This window comes from Citrobacter freundii complex sp. CFNIH4 (assembly GCF_002934505.1).
Classification (GTDB): Bacteria; Pseudomonadota; Gammaproteobacteria; order Enterobacterales; family Enterobacteriaceae; genus Citrobacter; species Citrobacter freundii.
In genome coordinates, this window is the sequence record NZ_CP026231.1 from 1,693,126 (window position 1) to 1,714,924 (window position 21,799).

A 21,799-nucleotide genomic window follows, 5' to 3' on the forward strand; every position below is an offset into this window, starting at 1 on the left:
CTGTGATCTGCCAGATGATAAACGCTTAACTATTGCGTCTGGCAACAATAAACAATCGCGGAAATGCCAGTAAAATTTTGCCGTTCTCCTGCAACGGATATTGTTCCTGGAGCAGTTCATGGTAGCGCGCCAGGTAATGACGTTGCTCGCTTTCGCTCAAATCCTGCAACCAGGGGCGCAGGCCCGTTGAGCTTACCCAGTCGATAATTGCCTGATGCGAATCCATAATGTGATAATACGTTGTACGCCAGATATCTACATCACAACCCGCTTCGGTCAAAATATCATAGTAGGCGTGAACGCCAGGAAGCAGAGCACGGCCACGGTCTGGGTAATCTTGTTCATAAGCCACTTCGCGCATCAATACATGCGTTGGCTCCAGCCAGTTATCTGGCATTTGCACGGCCAGAACGCCATTGTGACTCAGTTGTGAGACCAGGTGCGGGAATAATTCATAGTGATCGGGTACCCACTGTAACGACGCATTTGCATAAAGCAGATCCACGGGATGCTCTGCCTGAAACGTACTGATATCCGCTTCAATAAAATGGCATTTTGGTAATGTGTTGCGCGCTTCATTCAGCATCGCGGGTGAGGTATCAACCCCAGTTATTTGAGCTGAAGGCCAGCGCTGATGCAGTAATGCTGTACTGTTTCCCGGGCCACAGCCAAGATCGACAACTGAACGAACACTTTCTAACGCCACTCTGCTAAGTAATTCCGCTGCGGGTCTTGAACGTTCAGTTTTATATTGCAAATAAAGCGAAGGGTTCCAGTCGGCCATGTATGAATCTCCAGTATAAGAAGAAAAGGCGGAAAGGGGCTTCATTAGTCCTTGCCGATGAGCAGCTTCTTTTAGAAGATTATATGAAAATGAATGATAAGGGCAGATTTATGCTGGAAACATCGAGACTGATTCTCCGTCAGTGGGAAGCGAAAGACAGAGCGCCATTCGCCGCGTTAAATACCGATTCCGATGTGATGCGTTTTTTTCCGGCTCCATTGCTACGGACGGAAAGCGACAATCTTGCCGCAAGACTCCAGGAAGGCATTACAGAGCGCGGCTGGGGATTTTGGGCCGTTGAACTACAAGAAACACACCAGTTTGTGGGCTGCGTAGGTTTACATCCACAACCTGATAAGTTTCATTTTTCACCCTGTACTGAAATAGGCTGGCGTCTTGCGAAATCATTCTGGCATCAGGGGTTAGCATTGGAAGCTGCCGAAGCCTGCCTGACTTTTGCTTTCGAGGAACTGGCGTTAACTGAGGTGGTTTCTTTTACTTCGGTGCTGAACAAACCGTCTGAGAACCTGATGATACGCCTTGGCATGAGTAAAGCAGAAGAGTTTGTGCATCCCGCGTTGCCGCCAGATCATCGATTAGCACAACATGTCCTGTATCGTCTGATACGCAGCAGCGCCGTTTAACACTATGTTTCAGCTGCACAAGGACGACCAAAAAAACTCAGGTTCTTTCTTACTCCATATTTGTCAAGGCTCAATTGAAATGTCCGTTATCCAGCTCAATTAAAATGACCACTTTGATCTCTCATTCTCTTTACTGATAGACTTTCCTCCGACTGAAACAACAGGATGATTGAGCCCATGCTTCGATACGAGTTAACGCCGAACAATGCAGGTTTTATACTGTGGGGAGATTCAGAAGCCCTGAATGAATTACATGAACTCATTCATTACATCGTGGATGAAAGCCCACTGATTAAAGTTAAAGACGGATTTATGTTATCCCTTGCCTATGATATTCGTAAAGCACGGGAAGGTAATCGTCGTGTTGAGCAACATCAGTATGATCAACATGATACATATAAGCTTTATGGTGTTGAGCTTTTATGGCCTCTGGTCCTGGTACAGTCCTCAATACTCAGAAACTCAATGGGTTATATTCAGACAGACAAAAACCAGCTGTCTGTCATGTATGCCTTTGAATACCTGATAGAATCAGCATTAACAGAGTCTGAGAGAACAACGTCGAATGATATTATGCTAACAGTAAAATATGCATCAGACTCTGATTTTAATTTCATTGAGGATAATATTGACAGCAGGTGCTGCTATTTTATCAGCCTATCTCCGGAGCAAAGAAAAAAGCAGTTAATCAGTATTGTTCGTTCTTTTCATTCATTATGGGGTAAGTATGCCCGTGAAAAGCAGGACATAAAGATGCTGAACGAAATGAATAATACATCATGGGTCTGGCCGGACAATATCAACTGGTGAGCAACCACTGTCCGGCCAGTGAGTACCATCAGCGGGCTCTTTTACCAAAAATGTCCTCTGAACGTGACTGAAGCTGTTTGAGTGCTTCGAGCATGTCATCATTATCCAGTGAGCGCTGGGATTTCTTCCCTTCCTGCTTTGGCCGTCGTCGGGAAGGGCCATCTCCAGCGGGAATTGACTGAGAGCGCGTGTTATCCCGCTTGCTCTGCACCAGACTGATAAACTCCAGGGTTCGGCCAAGACGCTTGTTATCGACAATCGCGCCCTGGTCGATTTCTGACAGTCGGTCGTAGGTAGAGTAGGGAAGTAGCGTACCGTTCAGGCGCAGCTCTTTTCTGCCATCAGGATAGTGATACACATCGATATATTTACCTATTGCACGGCGACTCAGTTCGCTGTCTTCAATCAGGTACAACATTTTATCATATTGTATCGTCAACGATTTTGAGACTTTACGTTTTTCACGAACAGTGAAAATAAGCCCCAGGTCCTCATCATGTTCTACAGCACGGTGTACGTCAAAATCATGTCGCGGTACTTTGCCAAAACGGCGGTTATAGTCAGCCATATAGGCCTCAGCGAAGTCATTTGCAGCCTCCATTGAACAAATGCCCTGTAACCGCAGCTCTTTGACCAGACGATCCTGTAAAGTGAGGTGAGCTCGTTCTACACGCCCTTTGGCGGGACTGGTTTCTGCACAGATAGTCTGGATGTTCAGTTCATGCATGGCTCGCCCAAACTGAGTATGCCCGTCTCCGCCTGTGGCGTGTTTATTGTTAACACGAAAAACACCGGCTTTATCGCTGTACAGTGCCAGCGGTTTACCATGCTTATCGATATAGCGCCGCGTGGCTTCGAAGTAAGAAAACGTGGACTCCGATTTAACAAACAACAGTTCCATCAGTTTGCTGGTTGCATCATCAACATAGACCAGCGCGGTGCAGGCCGGGCCACGGCCTTCAAACCAGTCGTGATCACAGCCATCTATTTGTATCAGCTCACCAGTACACGGACGCCGGTACCGTGGTTGAGGGATCCTTGCGGCACGTTGTTTACGGGGAACCCATAAGCCAGCCCGCACCATGATGCGCCGGACAGTTTCTTTGCCAAGAAACAGTCCGTGGAGTTCTTCGAGCTTTTCACGCGCCAGAGTCGGACCGAAATCAGCATAACGCGTCTTGATCAGTTCCAGAGCCTGATCTGCGAGCCCGGGTGGCAACTGGCGGTTACCACGCATGCCACATCGTCTGCTGGCCATACCAAGCGGTCCGCCTTCACGGTAACGGGCAAGAAGTCTGCGGCATTGCCTGTCGCTGATACCGAGGTGCTCGGCCGCACGGCGCGTTGTGATGCGACGTTCAATGACGTCCTGTATAATCTTGATCCGGTTGATCTCTTTCAAAGTAAACACTCCTGAGCTTTCTGCGCTCATGATATGCCTCCCGGTAGTTTAAACGGACCAGTGAAGCTTACCATAGCGCGGACATCTGAATTGAGCCACAGGCGGACATTACTATTGAGCCATTACAATATTTGTCAAGGCTCAATTGAAATGTCCGTTATCCAGCTCAATTAAAATGACCACTTTGATCTCTCATTCTCTTTACTGATAGACTTTCCTCCGACTGAAACAACAGGATGATTGAGCCCATGCTTCGATACGAGTTAACGCCGAACAATGCAGGTTTTATACTGTGGGGAGATTCAGAAGCCCTGAATGAATTACATGAACTCATTCATTACATCGTGGATGAAAGCCCACTGATTAAAGTTAAAGACGGATTTATGTTATCCCTTGCCTATGATATTCGTAAAGCACGGGAAGGTAATCGTCGTGTTGAGCAACATCAGTATGATCAACATGATACATATAAGCTTTATGGTGTTGAGCTTTTATGGCCTCTGGTCCTGGTACAGTCCTCAATACTCAGAAACTCAATGGGTTATATTCAGACAGACAAAAACCAGCTGTCTGTCATGTATGCCTTTGAATACCTGATAGAATCAGCATTAACAGAGTCTGAGAGAACAACGTCGAATGATATTATGCTAACAGTAAAATATGCATCAGACTCTGATTTTAATTTCATTGAGGATAATATTGACAGCAGGTGCTGCTATTTTATCAGCCTATCTCCGGAGCAAAGAAAAAAGCAGTTAATCAGTATTGTTCGTTCTTTTCATTCATTATGGGGTAAGTATGCCCGTGAAAAGCAGGACATAAAGATGCTGAACGAAATGAATAATACATCATGGGTCTGGCCGGACAATATCAACTGGTGAGCAACCACTGTCCGGCCAGTGAGTACCATCAGCGGGCTCTTTTACCAAAAATGTCCTCTGAACGTGACTGAAGCTGTTTGAGTGCTTCGAGCATGTCATCATTATCCAGTGAGCGCTGGGATTTCTTCCCTTCCTGCTTTGGCCGTCGTCGGGAAGGGCCATCTCCAGCGGGAATTGACTGAGAGCGCGTGTTATCCCGCTTGCTCTGCACCAGACTGATAAACTCCAGGGTTCGGCCAAGACGCTTGTTATCGACAATCGCGCCCTGGTCGATTTCTGACAGTCGGTCGTAGGTAGAGTAGGGAAGTAGCGTACCGTTCAGGCGCAGCTCTTTTCTGCCATCAGGATAGTGATACACATCGATATATTTACCTATTGCACGGCGACTCAGTTCGCTGTCTTCAATCAGGTACAACATTTTATCATATTGTATCGTCAACGATTTTGAGACTTTACGTTTTTCACGAACAGTGAAAATAAGCCCCAGGTCCTCATCATGTTCTACAGCACGGTGTACGTCAAAATCATGTCGCGGTACTTTGCCAAAACGGCGGTTATAGTCAGCCATATAGGCCTCAGCGAAGTCATTTGCAGCCTCCATTGAACAAATGCCCTGTAACCGCAGCTCTTTGACCAGACGATCCTGTAAAGTGAGGTGAGCTCGTTCTACACGCCCTTTGGCGGGACTGGTTTCTGCACAGATAGTCTGGATGTTCAGTTCATGCATGGCTCGCCCAAACTGAGTATGCCCGTCTCCGCCTGTGGCGTGTTTATTGTTAACACGAAAAACACCGGCTTTATCGCTGTACAGTGCCAGCGGTTTACCATGCTTATCGATATAGCGCCGCGTGGCTTCGAAGTAAGAAAACGTGGACTCCGATTTAACAAACAACAGTTCCATCAGTTTGCTGGTTGCATCATCAACATAGACCAGCGCGGTGCAGGCCGGGCCACGGCCTTCAAACCAGTCGTGATCACAGCCATCTATTTGTATCAGCTCACCAGTACACGGACGCCGGTACCGTGGTTGAGGGATCCTTGCGGCACGTTGTTTACGGGGAACCCATAAGCCAGCCCGCACCATGATGCGCCGGACAGTTTCTTTGCCAAGAAACAGTCCGTGGAGTTCTTCGAGCTTTTCACGCGCCAGAGTCGGACCGAAATCAGCATAACGCGTCTTGATCAGTTCCAGAGCCTGATCTGCGAGCCCGGGTGGCAACTGGCGGTTACCACGCATGCCACATCGTCTGCTGGCCATACCAAGCGGTCCGCCTTCACGGTAACGGGCAAGAAGTCTGCGGCATTGCCTGTCGCTGATACCGAGGTGCTCGGCCGCACGGCGCGTTGTGATGCGACGTTCAATGACGTCCTGTATAATCTTGATCCGGTTGATCTCTTTCAAAGTAAACACTCCTGAGCTTTCTGCGCTCATGATATGCCTCCCGGTAGTTTAAACGGACCAGTGAAGCTTACCATAGCGCGGACATCTGAATTGAGCCACAGGCGGACATTACTATTGAGCCATTACAATATTAGTGCGCATAATGTATATTATGTTAAATATGGTGGGTTTGCTCTTAAGTTCATGAGTCCCTCTCTTTCAGGAACTTACCGATGAATCAGTCAGTTGCCAAAGTTTAGTTGTGGACTTACGATGACTTCATAACACAAAAATTACGGGGCATCCGCTAAGTTCATGGCATATACCATCTTACATTTATCGAGGAACAACCAGAGAACTCATCTCATAGTTGATGATGTGACTACCCTACCGGTCATGTTCGCCACAATTTATGGAATGAATGAACTGAGCAAGAAAAGCCTAGGGACTCAAGAAAACATTTTGTGTTCGCTGCGTTTCTTTTACGTCTATTACTATAAGAAGCATAAACAAACATTTGACTACGATTTCTATCGGTCTGGCTACAATATCTCCTGTTTTATCAGGGAGCTTGATGGCTTCTTTACTTATCTGCTCGGGAAGCAGCACCTGAGTGACGAGACCGACATAATCTCTAACGGGTTTTTACATTCGGCACTCTCCAGAACCAACAAGTCCACCTATGGTAACCACGTCAGAAACGTTGGCCGATTCCTTAAGTATCTCAACTATAGATATATGAATCTGGCATACCAAGATATGTCACCTACTGAAGCTCACCAGATTAACCAGGCGAACCATAGAGATCTCGCTGCCAGAATTAAGGTCTTCAATAGAGTTGAAGTATCCAGGAACGAACCAGCTCACCGATACAAAAGTATCACCAGCCAGCAAAGTATCGAACTAACGAACATGTTAATCCCCTCCACTCCTGAATTTTCAGATATCGAGACCGGCGAACTATTCACGGCCGTGGTTAATCCCCAAAACCCATTCGATTCAGGATTTCAACAATACCGTAACTACCTTATTCACCGGTTAATGTTTAACTATGGCTTACGTGTTGGTGAAGTTCAATTGTTGATGAAGGATTGCGTGGGGCCAACCCTTCCAGACTCACGAGGTAACATTCGTTTCATCCTGATTGTACAAAATCTACCAGATGATGTAGTTGACCCAAGGAAACAACAACCTTCACTCAAGACTGAGCATTCACAGCGACAAATCGAACTAACCGAAGATGACTTCATTATGTTTACCATTTATATGGAGCAATATCGGTCCCCATTATTTGAAGAGAAAAAAATTGTTGACCATGAGTTTGTTTTTATTAAAGGCTCAGGTAGGTTAACTCCATTAACTTACGATGCAATTCGAACATTTTATAAGGAAAAAATTGATCCGGCATTCATTGCCCTATTCCCTCATTATCGTACGAAAAGTAATAAAAATATTAATAATATGGTTAATATAACACCACACGTTGGGCGGCATACTTGGGCTAATATCACTCTTGAGTTTATTTACAATAGTCTCCTGAGTGAATCACTAATACTGGCGCAAGACTATGGTATTCGAGCAAGGATGAATGGAGTACTTGAACCAGCTATTGAACAACTTCGTGCTTTAGGCGGCTGGTCACTGACCAGTAAAGTTCCATTAAGATATGCCAAGCGGTTTATTGAAGTGGTGAGTAACCAGAGCAACTATAAGCGTACGAAACATTCAGATATGCATTTAGCTTCCCCAGAAACAAACATTTCGCAAAGAAAAACCTCCAACTTGCTAGAAGATAATGTTTATGACGAAGACTTCACATTCAAAGATCTATTCAACTGAGAGCGGTATCACCGGGGGTGGTTTTTTTAAAACCCATCCCCTTCACTTTACAAAAGAACAGCTTGAATGGATTGAAAATATTCAGCTCCCTAAACGATTGTTTTTAATAAGTGCAACAGAATTTGATGACCGATATTTATATCTACATGATGATTGGCGTTACAGATTCTCAGGTAATAATTTGGCTATATTATTCTCTACTGGTAAATACTTTTGTGATTTATCACCAGTTTCACTCAAGCTCTTGAAATACTTAACGATCGCGTACATTAATGAGAACTCGGCAAGTGTTGCTGATAAATTTGCTCAGTTTGTCGCAACAACTTTCAAACAAATTGAGGTTATCACTCGCGAAAGCCTTATTGAAAAAATGCAAATGCTAGTTGCGAAGACTGAGCGAAATCACTCAGACAGCAGTCAGTTCTATTACACCCTCTATGCATTACGAAAACTTGATCGTAATGGATTCTTCGAAAGTAAGGATGACAGTGATGAGCTGGAAGATCTATTGCTGGAAGTGCCACGCCCTAGGAACAATAACTGGGCTCGCTACCAAAACCTAGACCTCGTTATACCAGAAGAAGTATGCCTAATGATAGAAAATGGCATTCAACGTTGGGCATCTAAGCTATGTCCAAAAATTGATGTTGAAGAAAATAAAAACATTCATCTGGAAACTGTAAGGAAAACCATTAAAATTGATACATTACGGGACTGCATTATTATTGGCATAGTTTATTACATTGGGGCCAGACCTGTACAGATCGGTAAACTTTCCGGAGGCGATTTTATCGTTGATACCGAGAATAAGTACGGGATGCGTTATTCAGTACTTGTGCCATATGCCAAAAAGTCAAAACTAACTATCGATCGAGTTCGAGTTGCAATTCCGGAAGAACTTGGAAAGTTAATCTTACTGTATAAGTACCTAGTTGGAATTGGTGATACCGACCCGATGTTTTCCATCATAGTATCTTCAATGAAGATGGTGGAAGCGTCATTAAAGAAAATGCTTTTCAGATTTTCACCACAAGAGATTCAGGAGGCAGTAAAAAACGATGATTATCAACTACCTGTATATACCGCAAGCCTCTTTCGTCACAACGTTGGTCACTCAATGGCAATGAGTGGTGCCAGTGCTCCTGAGATAGCTTATATATTGGGACAATCCTCTTATGTTGTTGCAGATCGATACATTGCAGCCACCCCTGAGCTGGCTGATATTCGTGAGGCAGCTTTGGGTCGCAACCCTGTGTTTAAGAACATGATGGCACTCATGTTGACTGGGAATTTAGTTCACAGCAGCGAATGGGAAGGTCGCAATGTTGCAGGGTCAATTGGTGGGCAACTTCATTACCATCTCGGTGGATGTAATTATGAAGAAGACATTTGCCCCTTTGCACAGGGTCGTGGATGTTACGGTTGCCTGTATTTCAAACCATTTATAGATGGAAACCACAAAAAAGTATTTCTTTCGCTGAATGATGAAATCCAAAATGTTCGTGATGTTGCCGATGATGCTGGCATTTTAAATCATCCACTTCTCAAGGAATTAGTGCGGCGGAAAGAGCATGTAAATCAGGTTATGGCTCGCATTGAAATGGCAAAGGCCGGAGGACTATTTAATCGATGACTACACAAATAACAATACGTAATAAACAGGCGGATAATCTTCTTATTTATATAGAGAAATATAAAGCAAAATTTGAAGAGCGTCTTGTTGCCTACAATGCTGTTGGACAACTGGAGTGGAATGCCGGTTCCTGGCGTTTTGGTGAGAAAGGTGTTGCATGGCTTAAAGAAACAAAAGATCGCGGCTTTAAGTGGGACGAAGTTTCTAGTCGTATTAAGGGGCTCTCACAAATGAATATTTCTTCGGAATTTCAGGATTTTATGCGAGCTTATCACATGCATCTGGTGTGTATCATTGGCGGATTACCATCAGGTTCTACACTAGACAAACCATTACAGGTCATGAAGCGCTGGTATTGGGAAATGGTAAATAAAACAGGTCAAACGCATCCAATGTATCTGACTTCCGATATTATTCATGCAGCGATGGAGCGGCATCATGAGAATTCTGACAGTCCTGATAATGTCAGTGACTATTGCGATATTGCAGTAAAGGCCATTGCTTTACTACGTCAATATGATCTTTTCTTAGTTAATATTGAAGTCAAAAATAAGTATCCTTATCGAAATGGTTCTAACAGCACTAAAGAAAGGAAGAAAGCGCAAGAAGCCACCCCTGATCAAACTGATGATGAAAGACTCATATCAATCCGTGCATTTATGTGTGTTATTGAGTTGATCGCTTTAGCTGAGAATAGTTATCAGCGTATCTTTTACAATATGTTGTTACTCACAATTATTTGCGGTTTCCGTTTCCAGGAAATAATGTTGCTGAAAATGACTTCTTTGGTTAAGCGAGAAATTACGGATAAAGATAAACGTCAGCACGCAATAGATCAAGACTGGCCTACTTACAGGTTGGGTATTGAGTATCTTGGTGCAAAAAAGGCTGGATGGCGGATCCATTGGCTGGCGCCAAGCACTTATTCTGTCGTTGAGATGATTTATAAATCTGTTCGAGAATTGACCTCTGGGTTCCGTAAAACGATTCAGGGCTTCAGAGATTCTAATTTCACTAATATGCTCCCAGGTAAGATCGCTGATTTTCCTGATGAATGGATTGAGCAAAATTATCTTGAAGACATCATGTTTAGTGGTTCTGGTGGCTCCAGGAATGATCTTGGAAAGAGTATTCGGAATTCCATTGCGAACTTTAGCGGACATAAACCTAAGGTAATACCCGTTCATAAAGAGAAGAACAGCTGGTACTTCACTAAAGAACAGTTGAATGATTATGTCTATCAGCGTTACGCTCAAGCAAAAAACTTTGAGCCTGGGCACCAGTGCATAATTTCAGCCAAAAACAATGGTGACTGGGAACACTTCAATTATGAAGACCTGATGTTCATCATGCCGGAAGGTGCATTTGGAATTGGTAAAGATTTTGTTTCATTGCAACATATTTTCCCACTTGATGAAAACTCAATAGAAGCTTGGTTAGGCGGAACACAAAACCGAAAATCTATCTTTGATCACTTTAATCTTTTTGAAGATGATGGGTCCCGTGTCATTATCAAAAAGCATGTACCGAGACATAACATAAATACATTCTTGGCAATCGCTGGAGTGACGGATCATATTCAGGCCATCCTAATGGGGCGTGTTGATATCACCCAGAATAAACACTATCAGCATCAGGCCGAATCACAGTCCTATCAGACCGCTTCTCTAGCAATCAATATGCTGGAAAAGGCTTATGATGAGAACAATCAAGCTCTCACGAAGAGTTTCCAGCTATCACTCTTTACTACGCAGCAGAAGCCCTGCATTCCGGTCAACCTACCCTCCCCCAGAACTGAGGTTAGCCGCAGAATGGCAGCTCTATCACGGTCTTCCAAGACGGTAAAAAACACAGGTGTTGGAAACGTTAAATTAACAACCTCACTAATGATAAATCCTGAGCTCAATACCGAGCATAATCTGAAGCAGAACATGCAGACTTTTGGTGAAACAACTGCTGAGGTTGTGGACTATATAACTGGCACAATGTCCGATAAGTTTCTGCCTGAACTAAAACGTGCACATGACAAGTTAGTACAACAAAATTTGGCTGATAAGGCGAAATCACTGCTTCAACGCCATGCAAAACTGCATCCTCTTGGATTTGGAGCCTGTACGAGAGATGTAGCTCGCTGGGGTTGTCCTCATGCGCTTAAGTGTCAGTCTGGTCTACCTTGTGGCTACTTCACTCTTACAGGTCGTCTTGGCGAAGCGGAAGAAGCATCACGACGTTTATCAAACAAGCGAAAAGAAATCATTCAACTCCGTAAGTTGACTATAGTGAATCCAGGCTTCATGCTGGCTTTAAAAGAACAGGAAGAAGCTCTCATCGTGCTCGAGGCTCTTGAAGCTGATGCTATAAAGGTTCAAGGCGAGAAAAAACTGGTTTCCCTGTTTTCTGATGATCTGAACAACCCATTATATAAAGTTATTGAGCGAATTAATAAACAAATGCTAATTGGCAAAACCCCAAAAACCCTAGCTGATCTTTTCTTTATTGAACAGAAACGTATAGAGAGAAATAATAATGGCTAAGACCCCACGCAGTCGCAATGCAGACGATAAAGTCATTCAGGGTAAGGAACTTGATGCTTACATCAAAGCCGAGCTACAAGCCATGGTGCAAGAGGGACTGGAAAAATCCCCAATTCAGCCATCCACGTTACATGCCCGTCTTAAAGCCAAAGGAATAGTTAAAGGTGGCATTAGTACCCTCACCTCTCGAAAAATTATCATCAATAATTACAGGCTTCGCCAGCATAACAACTATGAAGATGGTAAACGAGAGTTGACAACAGATGAAAAGGCTAAATTGGCTATGGGGCGAACCGGCGCTGCTTATATAAGTAAGGCAAATCGTCTTGATGCTGAAATTATAGCATTGAAAGCTAAATATGAACGAAATGTACTGGCGCTCGCCGACATCATTGAGTATATCGACAACGCAACTCCTATCAAAGTTGAGGACATGCTTGCAGACGATCTCATTCGAGAACTTGCTGAGCGCAAAAGAAATTCAAGAATGAGCTAATGAGTAAACGCCCTACTCTATTCGTAAAATTAGCGCGCTAATTATCAATACTCCCTCTTCTATGTCCTTTATGTCGAAGGGAGTCTTCCATTCTAATGGCGATTTGGCTCTTTACACCAGTTTAATGCTGCACTTTATTACCTTCTAAAAGATCAATAGCCTTTTGTAGAACATCAGTTGTTACCACCATGTTTTACACCTGAAGACGTTTTGAGTGCTTCGATAAGGTTACTTCGCTCTTCCTCTGTCATTCGGGAGATGAGTAATGCAAGTTCTGCTGTTGTCTGATCATCACAAAAAAAATAGTTCAACGGTACGTTTAACTCTGCCGCCATTCGTCGAAGCGTATCAATATCGGGGACATGGCGTCCTTTCTCATAATGATTCATACGACTGCTAGCCGATGCGGGATCAAAGCCAACAAGGAGACCCAGAGAGCGCTGTGATAAACCCGCCCTGCATCTCGCTTCCTTAAGTCGTTCTGGTATTGGATTTTTTTCAGACACTGATTCATCTTCATTGGCCTCGAATGCTTAGATTGTCTAAGTATCTGTCATTGTTGTATACTTAGCAATCCTAAGTTAACAGCCTTGTTTTGTCATATGAATAGTCGAGTAACCAACCCTGAGTCGTACATATTTTCTGCAATCATCTTAATTGGCAAAGATAACTTCACCAGTAACGAAGTAGCAAAAATTCTTATCGAGCGATTTTCACTTCCGAAAAATTATTTAAAGGCAAAAGCTTTTGCTTATAACCAAATTCAATCCCTGGTTAGAAAAGGATTATTAAACAAAGTAAGAAAAACAGGCGTGTATCAATATTTATACTCAGTCACATCAGAATTTAATATCGCAACAGAATGCGTGGAATTAATTGAGGCAACCCCAAAGTCTTCCTGTCAACTTGTTTCAAGTGCTACCAACCATGAACACAGAAATGTAAATATCCAAATAAAGTCTCTTATTGAAAAATACAGCAGTGAGTTGGCGAAAGTATCAGGAGCAAAGGAGATTTATGAAGAATTGATAGTTGCTGTGCCGAGCAGGGAAAATGAATTCAGGAAGCTTTCTCTTGAACAAGAGAAAAAACACATCAAGATAAATGAAAAAATAAATACATTAATTGGAATTATTAATCAATCTCTTGCAGTAACGCAATGAATTTTAACAAGTATTTGAAGATAAATGGAGTCATGAAAAAGAGAGGGCAAAGCCGAGCCCGCCCTCTCCCTTCATGCACTGACAAGCCTCATTAAAATGAGATTAACAGCGACACCCCTATATGCTAGACGTATATAAATATAATGTCAGCCAGTCCCGGATGCAACTCCTTAATGAAGTTCAGTACTCTCTGTTTATTAGTTACCGAAATGATAGTTGGTTATAGGTTTGTAAAATTCCGCTCGGGATGAAGCAAAGCAAACATTCGGTAAAGGGCTTTTTTATTATCGGTGACCCGTCCTGAATAACTACATATCAGCCAACAGCATCCCGGCTATCCCGTCCAGGCGTTTTTTTACCTTTTCCCAACCCGGCATAACCTGCCCCATCAGCCGGTAAAATTTCTCGCTGTGATTGTGCTCAGCGACATGGCATAACTCATGGAGCAATACATAGTCGATGCATTCCGAGGAAGCCTTTACCAGCCACGGGTTAAGTGTCAGGCAGCCTTTTGCAGAACAGTTTCCCCATTGCGTCTGCATGGCTCGTAAACGTATCGGAGGACGCTCACTTACCCATAAGGTTTGCGGTATCAGTAAATCCAGTCTGCGTTGAAACACATCTCTGGCGCGTTCCCGATACCACTCAACCAGCACCGCCTTAACGCGTTCAGCGGATTTGTGTCTGACGGTGACTTCCAGACGGCCCCGCAACATTTTCACTTTTTGCGTAACAGCAGCATCTTCTGTTACTTTCAACTGGTATTGTTTGCCAAGATAGTAATGGCTTTCGCCACTCACATACTGACGCGGAACGATATGCGTTTGTTGCTCCCTGAAGTCGCGTAGTTGCTGGTATATCCAGCGCCCTCGCTTTTTCAGCGCAGATATCACATCCAGCTCCGGCGTTCCGGGTGGTACAGATGCGACTACCCGGCAGTCCGGATGAACCTTGATAAGTATCCTGCCTTTAACAACCTGCCGTGGTACACACTGAACCACGATGGTTTCATCACCATAAACAAAACGTACAGCATTCATAGATAGTGACTTTTTCTCACTCATGATTTCATCAAACCAACGCGCAGGATCTGTATGATGGTTTCAACGATACGGTTTACCTGGTTCATTCCAGCACCGATCTCTCGACAGGCAGTAAACAGTCGCGGCAACAGGCTTGTCTTAACGGCTTTCTCGATATCCTGAGGATTGAGGGAATTTTCCGCAACCGCTTTGACAATAATAGTGTCCACTTCGAAAGCCAGCTTCGTCCATTTATGCTGAACCTGATCATCGTTTACCGCGAAAACCTCAGGTAGCTCTTTTTTAAATACTCCGTAGTATGCCTGCGCATGTTTGTTTACGGCCAGCGCATCCGGGATGTCGCTGAGTTTGCGGGCTTCCACCTGCGCCTCAAACTCGCGGAAAAGGAGATATTGCTTCAGCGGATGGTCGAACAGTTTTTCAGTCTCTTCAATAACCATACGCAGGAGTTTTGAGAATGCCTCCTGAGCATAGGGATCGTCGCACAGTTCATGTTCAATCATCTTCGTGACGCGGGTTTTAATGATGTCGGTCTCATTGCGGGTTTTGTTGTTATCCCACTCTTCCGGCTTTTCAGTTTTACCCATCTTGCCCACTTCATATACGCCATCCGGTTCACGAACCGCGACACCAGTAACATGCTTATTCAGCAGTTTTTTCACCTGTTCAGCGTAGTCGTCATAATTGACCTGCTCACCACTGACCTGCATCGCCCACTGGCGCAGGCTGGACATCTGTTTTACGGTTTCTTTATAGATATTTCGGTCTTGTTCCGTAAAGCTCTTGTCGGTGAAGAAGGTGGCGGACTGCAGCGCTACTTTCAGGCATCCGGCAAAGGCCGTTAACACCTCGAAGAAATCATCACGGGTTTTCTGATGGATATCGACCATCTCTCCGTCACGTTCTTCCATTTTAGGCACCAGAACTGCACGTAACTGCTCAGTATCATTCTTGTTTTTAACACCGGCAAATATGGCCCACAACTGGTTATACAGATGCGGCAGACGCTTGTATTCAGAGCTCATGGCGCTGTACAGCCCATCAATATCCTTGATGTCATATCCTCCCTGAGTTCGGGAGGCAAGATCCTGATATTTACCGATAGTCGTGTCCAGTTCAGCCAAAATGCCGCGATAATCAATCAGCAGACCAAACTTTTTCAGTGGATGCAGTCGGTTCACCCGGGCAATCGCCTGGATAAGATTATGGGACTTAAGAGGTTTGTCGATATACAGCACGGTATTCTTCGGTTCATCAAACCCGGTGAGCAATTTATCAACGACGATCAACAATTTAAGCTTATCATCGGTATCGAAGCGGCTAATGATATTACGGGTATACACAGACTCATCCTGCGTGCCGACATTATCCTTCCACCATTTCGTCACTTCCGGCAGTTTGCTTTCATCCACCTCGGTGTTCCCTTCCCGGGTATCCGGCGGGCTGATAACGACAGCTGACTCAAACAACCCGGCTTCATCAAGATACTTTTTATATTTGATGGCGGAAATCTTGCTGTCGCAGGCAAGTTGGCCTTTCAGCCCCTCATCAATATTCTTCGAGAAGTGCATGGCGATATCTAATGCAATCAGCCGGATGCGGTCATCTGCACTATAAACCTCACCCTTACGGGCATATTTACGCTTAAGGTCGGCTTTTTGCGCTTCGCTTAACCCATCGGTAATACGATCAAACCATGCATCTATTGCCCGGTCGTTTACCTCAAGATCAGGAATACGTTCCTCGTAAAGCAGAGGCGTCACCGCCTGATCTTCTACCGCTCGCTGCATGGTATAAGCGTGGACAATCGGCCCGAATTTATTGGTGGTCTTATCTTCTTTCAGCAAAGGTGTACCGGTAAATGCCACAAAAGCAGCATTCGGCAGGGCCAGTTTCATACGCACATGGTTTTCGCCACCCTGGCTGCGGTGTCCTTCATCAATCAGTACGATGATGTCGGGGCTGGTATTGACGCATTCAGGAAGTTTTGTCGCTGAATTAAATTTCTGGATCAGGGTGAAGATAATACGTTCTTTACCGGAGCCAATCTGTTCCGCCAACATCTGCCCGGATGTCGCCATTGCATTGGCTTTGTCTTTTTTCCCGACCAACTCGCCGCCGGAAGCAAAGGTACCGCTGAGCTGTTCTTCAAGATCGATACGGTCCGTCACCACCACAATACGACACTGCTTCAGGCTGTCATGAAGAATCAGCGCCTTACTGAGGAACACCATGGTATAAGATTTACCGGAACCCGTGGTATGCCAGATGACACCACCTTCCCTGCCGCCGTCTGATCTACGGGTACTGATGCGTTCCAGTAGTCTTTTAATGCCGAACACCTGCTGATAGCGGGCGACAATCTTCCCGGTCTTTTTATCAAACAGGGTGAAAAAGCGCGTCATCTCCAGCAGACGTTCCGGCGAAAGCAGACTGATGAGCAGTTTGTCCTGTCCACTAACGGCCAGTTCACCCCCGGCGATTAACTGCTGATACCAGTTGAGATCGGCTGACGGACGATGATCAAATAACGCATGAATCTGTTCAGTCGATAACGGATGGTTGCGCAGAGCATACATCTGCGCATCCGTAATATCTTCTTCCCGCCATGCCGCCCAGAATTTCATTGGCGTATGGCAGGTACCGTAGCGACCGTCATGCCCGTTAATCGAAAGCAATAGCTGGCTATAGGCAAACAGCTGCGGGATTTCATCGTTGAACTGGTTGCGGATACTCTGAGATATCCCTTCGTCAATGGTTGGCCCTTTCTTACCGTGACCTGCCGGGCTTTTCGCTTCAATGACTGCCAGCGGGATACCATTCACAAAGCAGACAATATCCGGTCTGCGGGTTTCGACACCGCCTGACCGCAATACCGTAAATTCTTCGGTAAAGTGAAACTGGTTATTTTCCGGATGTTCCCAGTCAATCAGCGCAATGGTGGGGTTCACCTTCTTGCCATCGACAAACTCCGTGACGGCGATACCGTAGAGCAGATGGTTATACATCCGCTCATTGGCTTTCAGCAGTCCTTCATTCAGCGCCGGAGAACAGACCTGCGATATCAGGTTATCCAGCGCCTTTTCCGATAACTGGCAGATTTTGCCACCCGCCATAAAGGAACGCTTCGAAAGCTCTTCACGCAGAACCGGACGCAGCACCACCTCATCCTGTTTATAGCCCCGGTAATCCATAATCTGTTTCGGGGATAAAAACGTCCAGCCGAGGCTGGTCAGTAACGTCAGTGCCGGAATTTTGGCGCTGTATTCTTCCTGGAATTTTGGCGTGTACGTCTGGTTCATCATTAATCCTTTTCTTTCTGGCGCTACTCGCTACTGGTCACATGAAGATTCATCAATGCAGACAGCACTTCTTAAATTTTTTACCGCTGCCACACGGACACGGGTCATTTCGCCCGGGCATGTTTTCTGCCCTCTTCACTGGAACAGGCCGGGATGATGCCTCTGACATTCTCACTGACAACCAGTACTGATAAAGTGCCAGTGCAGCAGGCTGAATAAGGGAAATACTTTTCTCAAACTGCTCTCCGGTCATTTTCTCAAGTACAGGAAAATTCTTCTCCACGCCATGAAGAGCGATCACTTCCAGAGAAGGCCGTAACTCACCGGGAAGACCAGACCAGTCATCCAGTGACTTTCCTTTCATATAACCAAAACACCACTCTTCCACAATGGTATATTTTTCCCCCTTTACCTCACGCTCATTGAAAATCGGCTCAAACAGTTCAGGGGCGTCATAAAGGCAACCAGCGATATCGTTCATATGCTGAAAACACAGACTGACAAAACGCTCCATCTCTCTCTCAGATGACCATTTCGGATGATAATCGCCTCTTCCCCAAATAGCACTCAGCCAGATATTGGGTGAAACCATATTTGGACCTGATAAAATCGCCGTCAGCAATCCATCCAGCTCAGAGAAACAGAGTACAGAATCATCCATTCCATACTTCATTAATATTTCTTCCAGCCAGTCGATTTCCCGGTCAGTCAGTGGACCGCTTTTCGTCAGTTTCATACGGCAACCGCCTCATCCACTTTCACCCGACGTTTCCCGGTCAGCAGTTGCTGCATCAAGGCTTTCTTCTCGTTTTTCAGGCAGGCGAGTTTTTTCTCAAGTGTGGAGATTTCGGTGTCGGCAGCGGACAGAACGGCGGCAATTTTTTGTTGTTCTTCAAAATTGGGCACTGATAATTTTAATGTCTTTATATCATCACTATTAATTGATTCAAATGTGCTACCTTGTGATAGGTAACACCATTTTGGTTCAAACCAAAGAAACCATTGATAAAGAAATGATTGACTCATTTTTCTCTTGGATTTTATAGCCGATATACCACGCCCTATACATGCTTTATGTTGAGAAAGTGCAACAGTACCTACAGGTGCCCTGACACTTAGAAGAATATCTCCAGGAGTACATTCTTTCGTAATGTCAGACGTATAAACTCTGGGACATGAAACTCGGCACTTTATATCGGCATTACCCTGTATTAATGGCAAACCTAAGCCATTATCGTTGTAGGCTTCGGATTTAGGTGATGATCCCATAATAATATGTGCTACTTCAGACAAAGTGCACGTACACCACTCCCCACTAAACCTCACCCCATTCTCATCCAGCAACCGTTTCTTCCCGGTAAGCAATTGCTGAATCAGGGCTTTTTTCTGCTGCTGGCTGTTGGCGAGAAGCTTTTCCGTCACCGAAATCGCCTTATTCCAGGTTGACAGGATTTGGGATATTTTCTTTTGTTCAGCAACAGGCGGGGTAAGCACAAATTGATTATCAATGTCTTTTTTTTGAACATGTAATAATGTTGATTTGAAACCATGAGCCTGCGCTTCAATTTTTTGAGTTATATGCAATAAAGCTAAATACAGCCAGTGTTCATGAACATTTTCATTTGCAAATACCTTGTAGATATGCTGATTCAAAACACCTTTTGGCCCATTCCAAATGAAAGGACCGAAGGATACACCTTTTGTACCTGCCCAAGAAAATAGTAACTGCCCTGGTTCAACTAACCATTTATCCTGAGGAACACCTGAAAAATAGTTATAATTACCGCTTCCATTTAGATTTTGAATTCGAATGATAGGAAGACCTTTTGTATCCCACTCATGTGGCTTAAAACTATTACCATTTTGTAACTTACAGATATCTGACACTTGGAGAAGCATCCACCCCTTAGGCACCATAACCCAACTCCTTCAGATAACCCGCCATCTCCGTTTCCAGTTTCGCCAGTTCCACCTTCAATTGCTCACGCTCAGAACGCACGGCCAGCAAATCAATCTCGTCTTCTTCTTCAAAAGTATCGACATAGCGCGGAATATTGAGGTTGTAATCGTTATCCTGAATCTCCTTCAGGCTGGCGAGATAGGCATATTTCTCGACGTTATCGCCTTCACGATAGGTGTTAACGATCTTCTGGATATTTTCTGCGCTGAGCTGGTTCTGGTTTTTGCCCGCCTTATATTCACGGCTGGCATCGATAAACAGCACCTTGTCATCCACTTTCTGCTTCTTAAAAATCAGAATCGCGGCCGGAATCCCCGTACCGTAGAACAGTTTTTCAGGCAAACCAATCACCGCATCCAGCAGATTTTCATCAATCAGTTTCTGGCGAATCTTACCTTCGCTGGAGCCACGGAACAGCACACCGTGTGGCACGACCACCCCCATACGACCCGTTCCCGGTTTCAGGGTTTCTATCATATGTGAGATAAAGGCGTAATCGCCTTTGGTCTTCGGCGGTACACCACGACGGAAGCGACCAAACTTATCGTTCTCGGCCTCATCATGGCCCCACTTATCCAGACTAAACGGCGGGTTAGCGGTCACGATATCAAACAGCATCAGATCGCCATTTTTATCGAGCAGCTTCGGGTTACGAATGGTATCGCCCCACTCGATTTTATGGTTGTCCTCGCCATGCAGGAACATGTTCATTTTCGCCAGCGACCACGTGGAGCCAATCGCTTCCTGACCGAACAAAGCATAGTTACGGCTGTCATGCCCGGATACAATCTTACGCCCGCACTTCATTAACAACGAACCAGAACCACAGGCCGGATCGCAGATGGTATCACCCGGTTGTGGATCAAGTAGTTCAGCAATCAGGTCCGAGACTTCCGGCGGGGTATAAAATTCCCCGGCTTTCTGCCCACCGCTGGCGGCAAAGTTTTTAATCAGATATTCGTAGGCATTACCGATAACGTCCAGCGTACCTACACGGCTTGGCTTCAGGTTAAGATCTTCACCGGCAAAGTCTTCCAGCAGCTGACGCAGGATGGTGTTCTTCTGTTTTTCTTCACCCAAGCGGTCAGTGTTAAACGAAATATCCTGAAAGACGCTTTTCCCGGCATCTTTCAGTTTGGTGCCGTTGGCTTCTTCAATAGCGTGTAGTGCCTGATCAATACGCTCGCCGTTTCCCGGCTCATAGCGACGCTCGTAAAGAGTATAAAAGCTGGCACTTTTCGGCAGCACAAAACGCTCGTTAGCCATCATCGCTTCAATCAGCTCCGGCGCATCGCCATACTGTTCTTTGTATTCGTCATAGTGATCCTGCCAGACATCCGAAATGTACTTGAGGAACAGCATGGTAAGGATAAAGTCTTTGTAAGTATCAGCACTGATGGTACCACGGAACGTATCGCACGCGGCCCACAGGGCTTTGTTGATCGTGTCCTGACTGATTTTGTCGTTCATGAATCATCCTGGTATGAAGAAAACCATACGATGTGTTGTATTCATCGTAGAAAATTTGGTGCAGATAATACCTTAAGGTGCGTCTTCAGGCACGTCAAAGCCGCATCGTTCGAAGTGGATTTTTCCTGAGGGGAATAGGACTCTTTTTTCCCGTAATGTGGTGGACTGGTTGATGAAACAAACACTAACGCGCGGCTTGGTACTGGATTGACCTGCTCCCCGTGATATCAATACACCCTACCCCAGTGACGCTAAAACGCATTTTACAACCTTTTATTACATTGGGAATGGTCCAAGATTAAGCTGTCAGGAAATACTCATAAGAGGTGCATTTCCTGTTAGTTCATGAAGTACTCTTGAAGTGATTTCATCTTTCTATTAAAAATATCTTTCAAAGCAATGAAATATGTACCATATGGTTTATGAACTGAACTCTTACACAACATAAGAGCCATCC

The 21,799-nt window shown here is 44.9% G+C and carries 17 protein-coding genes; 8 read left to right on the forward strand and 9 right to left on the reverse strand.

Features of this window, described 5'->3' with window-relative positions; genetic code table 11:
- Window positions 1-25: 25 nt before the first annotated feature.
- Window positions 26-784, reverse strand: a complete 759-nt coding sequence (tam, locus tag C2U41_RS08700) for a trans-aconitate 2-methyltransferase (protein ID WP_060854925.1) — start codon at window positions 782-784, stop codon at window positions 26-28.
- Between the two features lie 110 nt (window positions 785-894).
- Here tam and C2U41_RS08705 point away from each other — a divergent pair, with 110 nt between their 5' ends.
- Window positions 895-1,428, forward strand: a complete 534-nt coding sequence (locus tag C2U41_RS08705; protein ID WP_088169100.1) for a GNAT family N-acetyltransferase — start codon at window positions 895-897, stop codon at window positions 1,426-1,428.
- Window positions 1,429-1,605: 177 nt separating this feature from the next.
- A complete protein-coding gene (locus C2U41_RS08710; RefSeq protein ID WP_001567369.1) occupies window positions 1,606-2,238 on the forward strand; it encodes a DUF6904 family protein in 633 nt (210 codons plus the stop codon).
- Between the two features lie 28 nt (window positions 2,239-2,266).
- Here the strand turns inward: C2U41_RS08710 and C2U41_RS08715 are convergent, their stop codons facing one another.
- Window positions 2,267-3,670: an ISNCY-like element ISKpn21 family transposase gene (locus C2U41_RS08715; RefSeq protein ID WP_001567368.1), complete on the reverse strand. Its 1,404-nt coding sequence runs from the start codon at window positions 3,668-3,670 to the stop codon at window positions 2,267-2,269.
- A gap of 218 nt (window positions 3,671-3,888) precedes the next feature.
- On the opposite strand from C2U41_RS08715, the gene C2U41_RS08720 reads away from it, so the two are divergent.
- The gene (locus C2U41_RS08720; protein ID WP_001567369.1) at window positions 3,889-4,521 is read left to right on the forward strand and encodes a DUF6904 family protein; all 633 of its coding nucleotides are present in this window, start codon (window positions 3,889-3,891) and stop codon (window positions 4,519-4,521) included.
- 28 nt (window positions 4,522-4,549) lie between these two features.
- Here C2U41_RS08720 and C2U41_RS08725 read toward each other — a convergent pair whose 3' ends face one another.
- Window positions 4,550-5,953 carry an ISNCY-like element ISKpn21 family transposase gene (locus tag C2U41_RS08725; protein WP_001567368.1) on the reverse strand — a complete coding sequence of 468 codons (1,404 nt, stop codon included), beginning with the start codon at window positions 5,951-5,953 and terminating at the stop codon, window positions 4,550-4,552.
- A gap of 264 nt (window positions 5,954-6,217) precedes the next feature.
- Between C2U41_RS08725 and C2U41_RS08730 the strand changes: the two genes are divergently transcribed.
- The 4 genes from C2U41_RS08730 to C2U41_RS08745 are packed head-to-tail and all read left to right on the forward strand — an operon-like array spanning window position 6,218 to window position 12,404.
- Window positions 6,218-7,741: a site-specific integrase gene (locus C2U41_RS08730; RefSeq protein WP_000331940.1), complete on the forward strand. Its 1,524-nt coding sequence runs from the start codon at window positions 6,218-6,220 to the stop codon at window positions 7,739-7,741.
- Window positions 7,704-9,374 carry an integrase gene (locus tag C2U41_RS08735; protein WP_000169430.1) on the forward strand — a complete coding sequence of 557 codons (1,671 nt, stop codon included), beginning with the start codon at window positions 7,704-7,706 and terminating at the stop codon, window positions 9,372-9,374. Before C2U41_RS08730 ends, C2U41_RS08735 begins: the two co-directional genes overlap by 38 nt.
- The gene (locus C2U41_RS08740) at window positions 9,371-11,908 is read left to right on the forward strand and encodes a hypothetical protein (protein ID WP_103849470.1); all 2,538 of its coding nucleotides are present in this window, start codon (window positions 9,371-9,373) and stop codon (window positions 11,906-11,908) included. The genes C2U41_RS08735 and C2U41_RS08740 overlap by 4 nt, the downstream gene beginning before the upstream one ends.
- The gene (locus C2U41_RS08745) at window positions 11,901-12,404 is read left to right on the forward strand and encodes a hypothetical protein (protein ID WP_001140767.1); all 504 of its coding nucleotides are present in this window, start codon (window positions 11,901-11,903) and stop codon (window positions 12,402-12,404) included. Before C2U41_RS08740 ends, C2U41_RS08745 begins: the two co-directional genes overlap by 8 nt.
- Before the next feature lie 173 nt (window positions 12,405-12,577).
- Here the strand turns inward: C2U41_RS08745 and C2U41_RS08750 are convergent, their stop codons facing one another.
- On the reverse strand, window positions 12,578-12,910 hold the full coding sequence (locus C2U41_RS08750; protein WP_001542728.1) for a helix-turn-helix domain-containing protein: 333 nt from the start codon (window positions 12,908-12,910) through the stop codon (window positions 12,578-12,580).
- Between the two features lie 96 nt (window positions 12,911-13,006).
- On the opposite strand from C2U41_RS08750, the gene C2U41_RS08755 reads away from it, so the two are divergent.
- Window positions 13,007-13,567: a hypothetical protein gene (locus C2U41_RS08755; RefSeq protein ID WP_001088752.1), complete on the forward strand. Its 561-nt coding sequence runs from the start codon at window positions 13,007-13,009 to the stop codon at window positions 13,565-13,567.
- Window positions 13,568-13,875: 308 nt separating this feature from the next.
- On the opposite strand, the gene C2U41_RS08760 is transcribed toward C2U41_RS08755, so the two are convergent.
- The 5 genes from C2U41_RS08760 to C2U41_RS08780 are packed head-to-tail and all read right to left on the reverse strand — an operon-like array spanning window position 13,876 to window position 21,342.
- Window positions 13,876-14,631, reverse strand: a complete 756-nt coding sequence (locus C2U41_RS08760; RefSeq protein WP_001291050.1) for a M48 family metallopeptidase — start codon at window positions 14,629-14,631, stop codon at window positions 13,876-13,878.
- Window positions 14,628-17,912, reverse strand: coding sequence for a type I restriction endonuclease subunit R (locus tag C2U41_RS08765; RefSeq protein ID WP_001077330.1), 3,285 nt, complete (start codon window positions 17,910-17,912; stop codon window positions 14,628-14,630). Before C2U41_RS08765 ends, C2U41_RS08760 begins: the two co-directional genes overlap by 4 nt.
- Window positions 17,913-17,964: 52 nt before the next feature.
- A complete protein-coding gene (locus tag C2U41_RS08770; RefSeq protein ID WP_000779017.1) occupies window positions 17,965-18,648 on the reverse strand; it encodes a YecA/YgfB family protein in 684 nt (227 codons plus the stop codon).
- Window positions 18,645-19,829 (reverse strand): restriction endonuclease subunit S, encoded by a 1,185-nt coding sequence (locus tag C2U41_RS08775; RefSeq protein ID WP_000248952.1) that lies wholly within the window; start codon window positions 19,827-19,829, stop codon window positions 18,645-18,647. Before C2U41_RS08775 ends, C2U41_RS08770 begins: the two co-directional genes overlap by 4 nt.
- Entirely contained in the window at window positions 19,819-21,342 is a 1,524-nt protein-coding gene (locus C2U41_RS08780; protein WP_000998254.1) for a type I restriction-modification system subunit M, read from the reverse strand. The genes C2U41_RS08775 and C2U41_RS08780 overlap by 11 nt, the downstream gene beginning before the upstream one ends.
- Window positions 21,343-21,799 lie beyond the last annotated feature (457 nt).

Coding starts and splice junctions, on each gene's coding strand:
- tam (WP_060854925.1), bottom strand. CDS start 784: ATGGCCGACTGGAACCCTTCGCTTTATTTGCAATATAAAACTGAACGT.
- C2U41_RS08705 (WP_088169100.1), top strand. CDS start 895: ATGCTGGAAACATCGAGACTGATTCTCCGTCAGTGGGAAGCGAAAGAC.
- C2U41_RS08710 (WP_001567369.1), top strand. CDS start 1,606: ATGCTTCGATACGAGTTAACGCCGAACAATGCAGGTTTTATACTGTGG.
- C2U41_RS08715 (WP_001567368.1), bottom strand. CDS start 3,670: ATGAGCGCAGAAAGCTCAGGAGTGTTTACTTTGAAAGAGATCAACCGG.
- C2U41_RS08720 (WP_001567369.1), top strand. CDS start 3,889: ATGCTTCGATACGAGTTAACGCCGAACAATGCAGGTTTTATACTGTGG.
- C2U41_RS08725 (WP_001567368.1), bottom strand. CDS start 5,953: ATGAGCGCAGAAAGCTCAGGAGTGTTTACTTTGAAAGAGATCAACCGG.
- C2U41_RS08730 (WP_000331940.1), top strand. CDS start 6,218: ATGGCATATACCATCTTACATTTATCGAGGAACAACCAGAGAACTCAT.
- C2U41_RS08735 (WP_000169430.1), top strand. CDS start 7,704: ATGACGAAGACTTCACATTCAAAGATCTATTCAACTGAGAGCGGTATC.
- C2U41_RS08740 (WP_103849470.1), top strand. CDS start 9,371: ATGACTACACAAATAACAATACGTAATAAACAGGCGGATAATCTTCTT.
- C2U41_RS08745 (WP_001140767.1), top strand. CDS start 11,901: ATGGCTAAGACCCCACGCAGTCGCAATGCAGACGATAAAGTCATTCAG.
- C2U41_RS08755 (WP_001088752.1), top strand. CDS start 13,007: ATGAATAGTCGAGTAACCAACCCTGAGTCGTACATATTTTCTGCAATC.
- C2U41_RS08760 (WP_001291050.1), bottom strand. CDS start 14,631: ATGAGTGAGAAAAAGTCACTATCTATGAATGCTGTACGTTTTGTTTAT.
- C2U41_RS08765 (WP_001077330.1), bottom strand. CDS start 17,912: ATGAACCAGACGTACACGCCAAAATTCCAGGAAGAATACAGCGCCAAA.
- C2U41_RS08770 (WP_000779017.1), bottom strand. CDS start 18,648: ATGAAACTGACGAAAAGCGGTCCACTGACTGACCGGGAAATCGACTGG.
- C2U41_RS08775 (WP_000248952.1), bottom strand. CDS start 19,829: ATGGTGCCTAAGGGGTGGATGCTTCTCCAAGTGTCAGATATCTGTAAG.
- C2U41_RS08780 (WP_000998254.1), bottom strand. CDS start 21,342: ATGAACGACAAAATCAGTCAGGACACGATCAACAAAGCCCTGTGGGCC.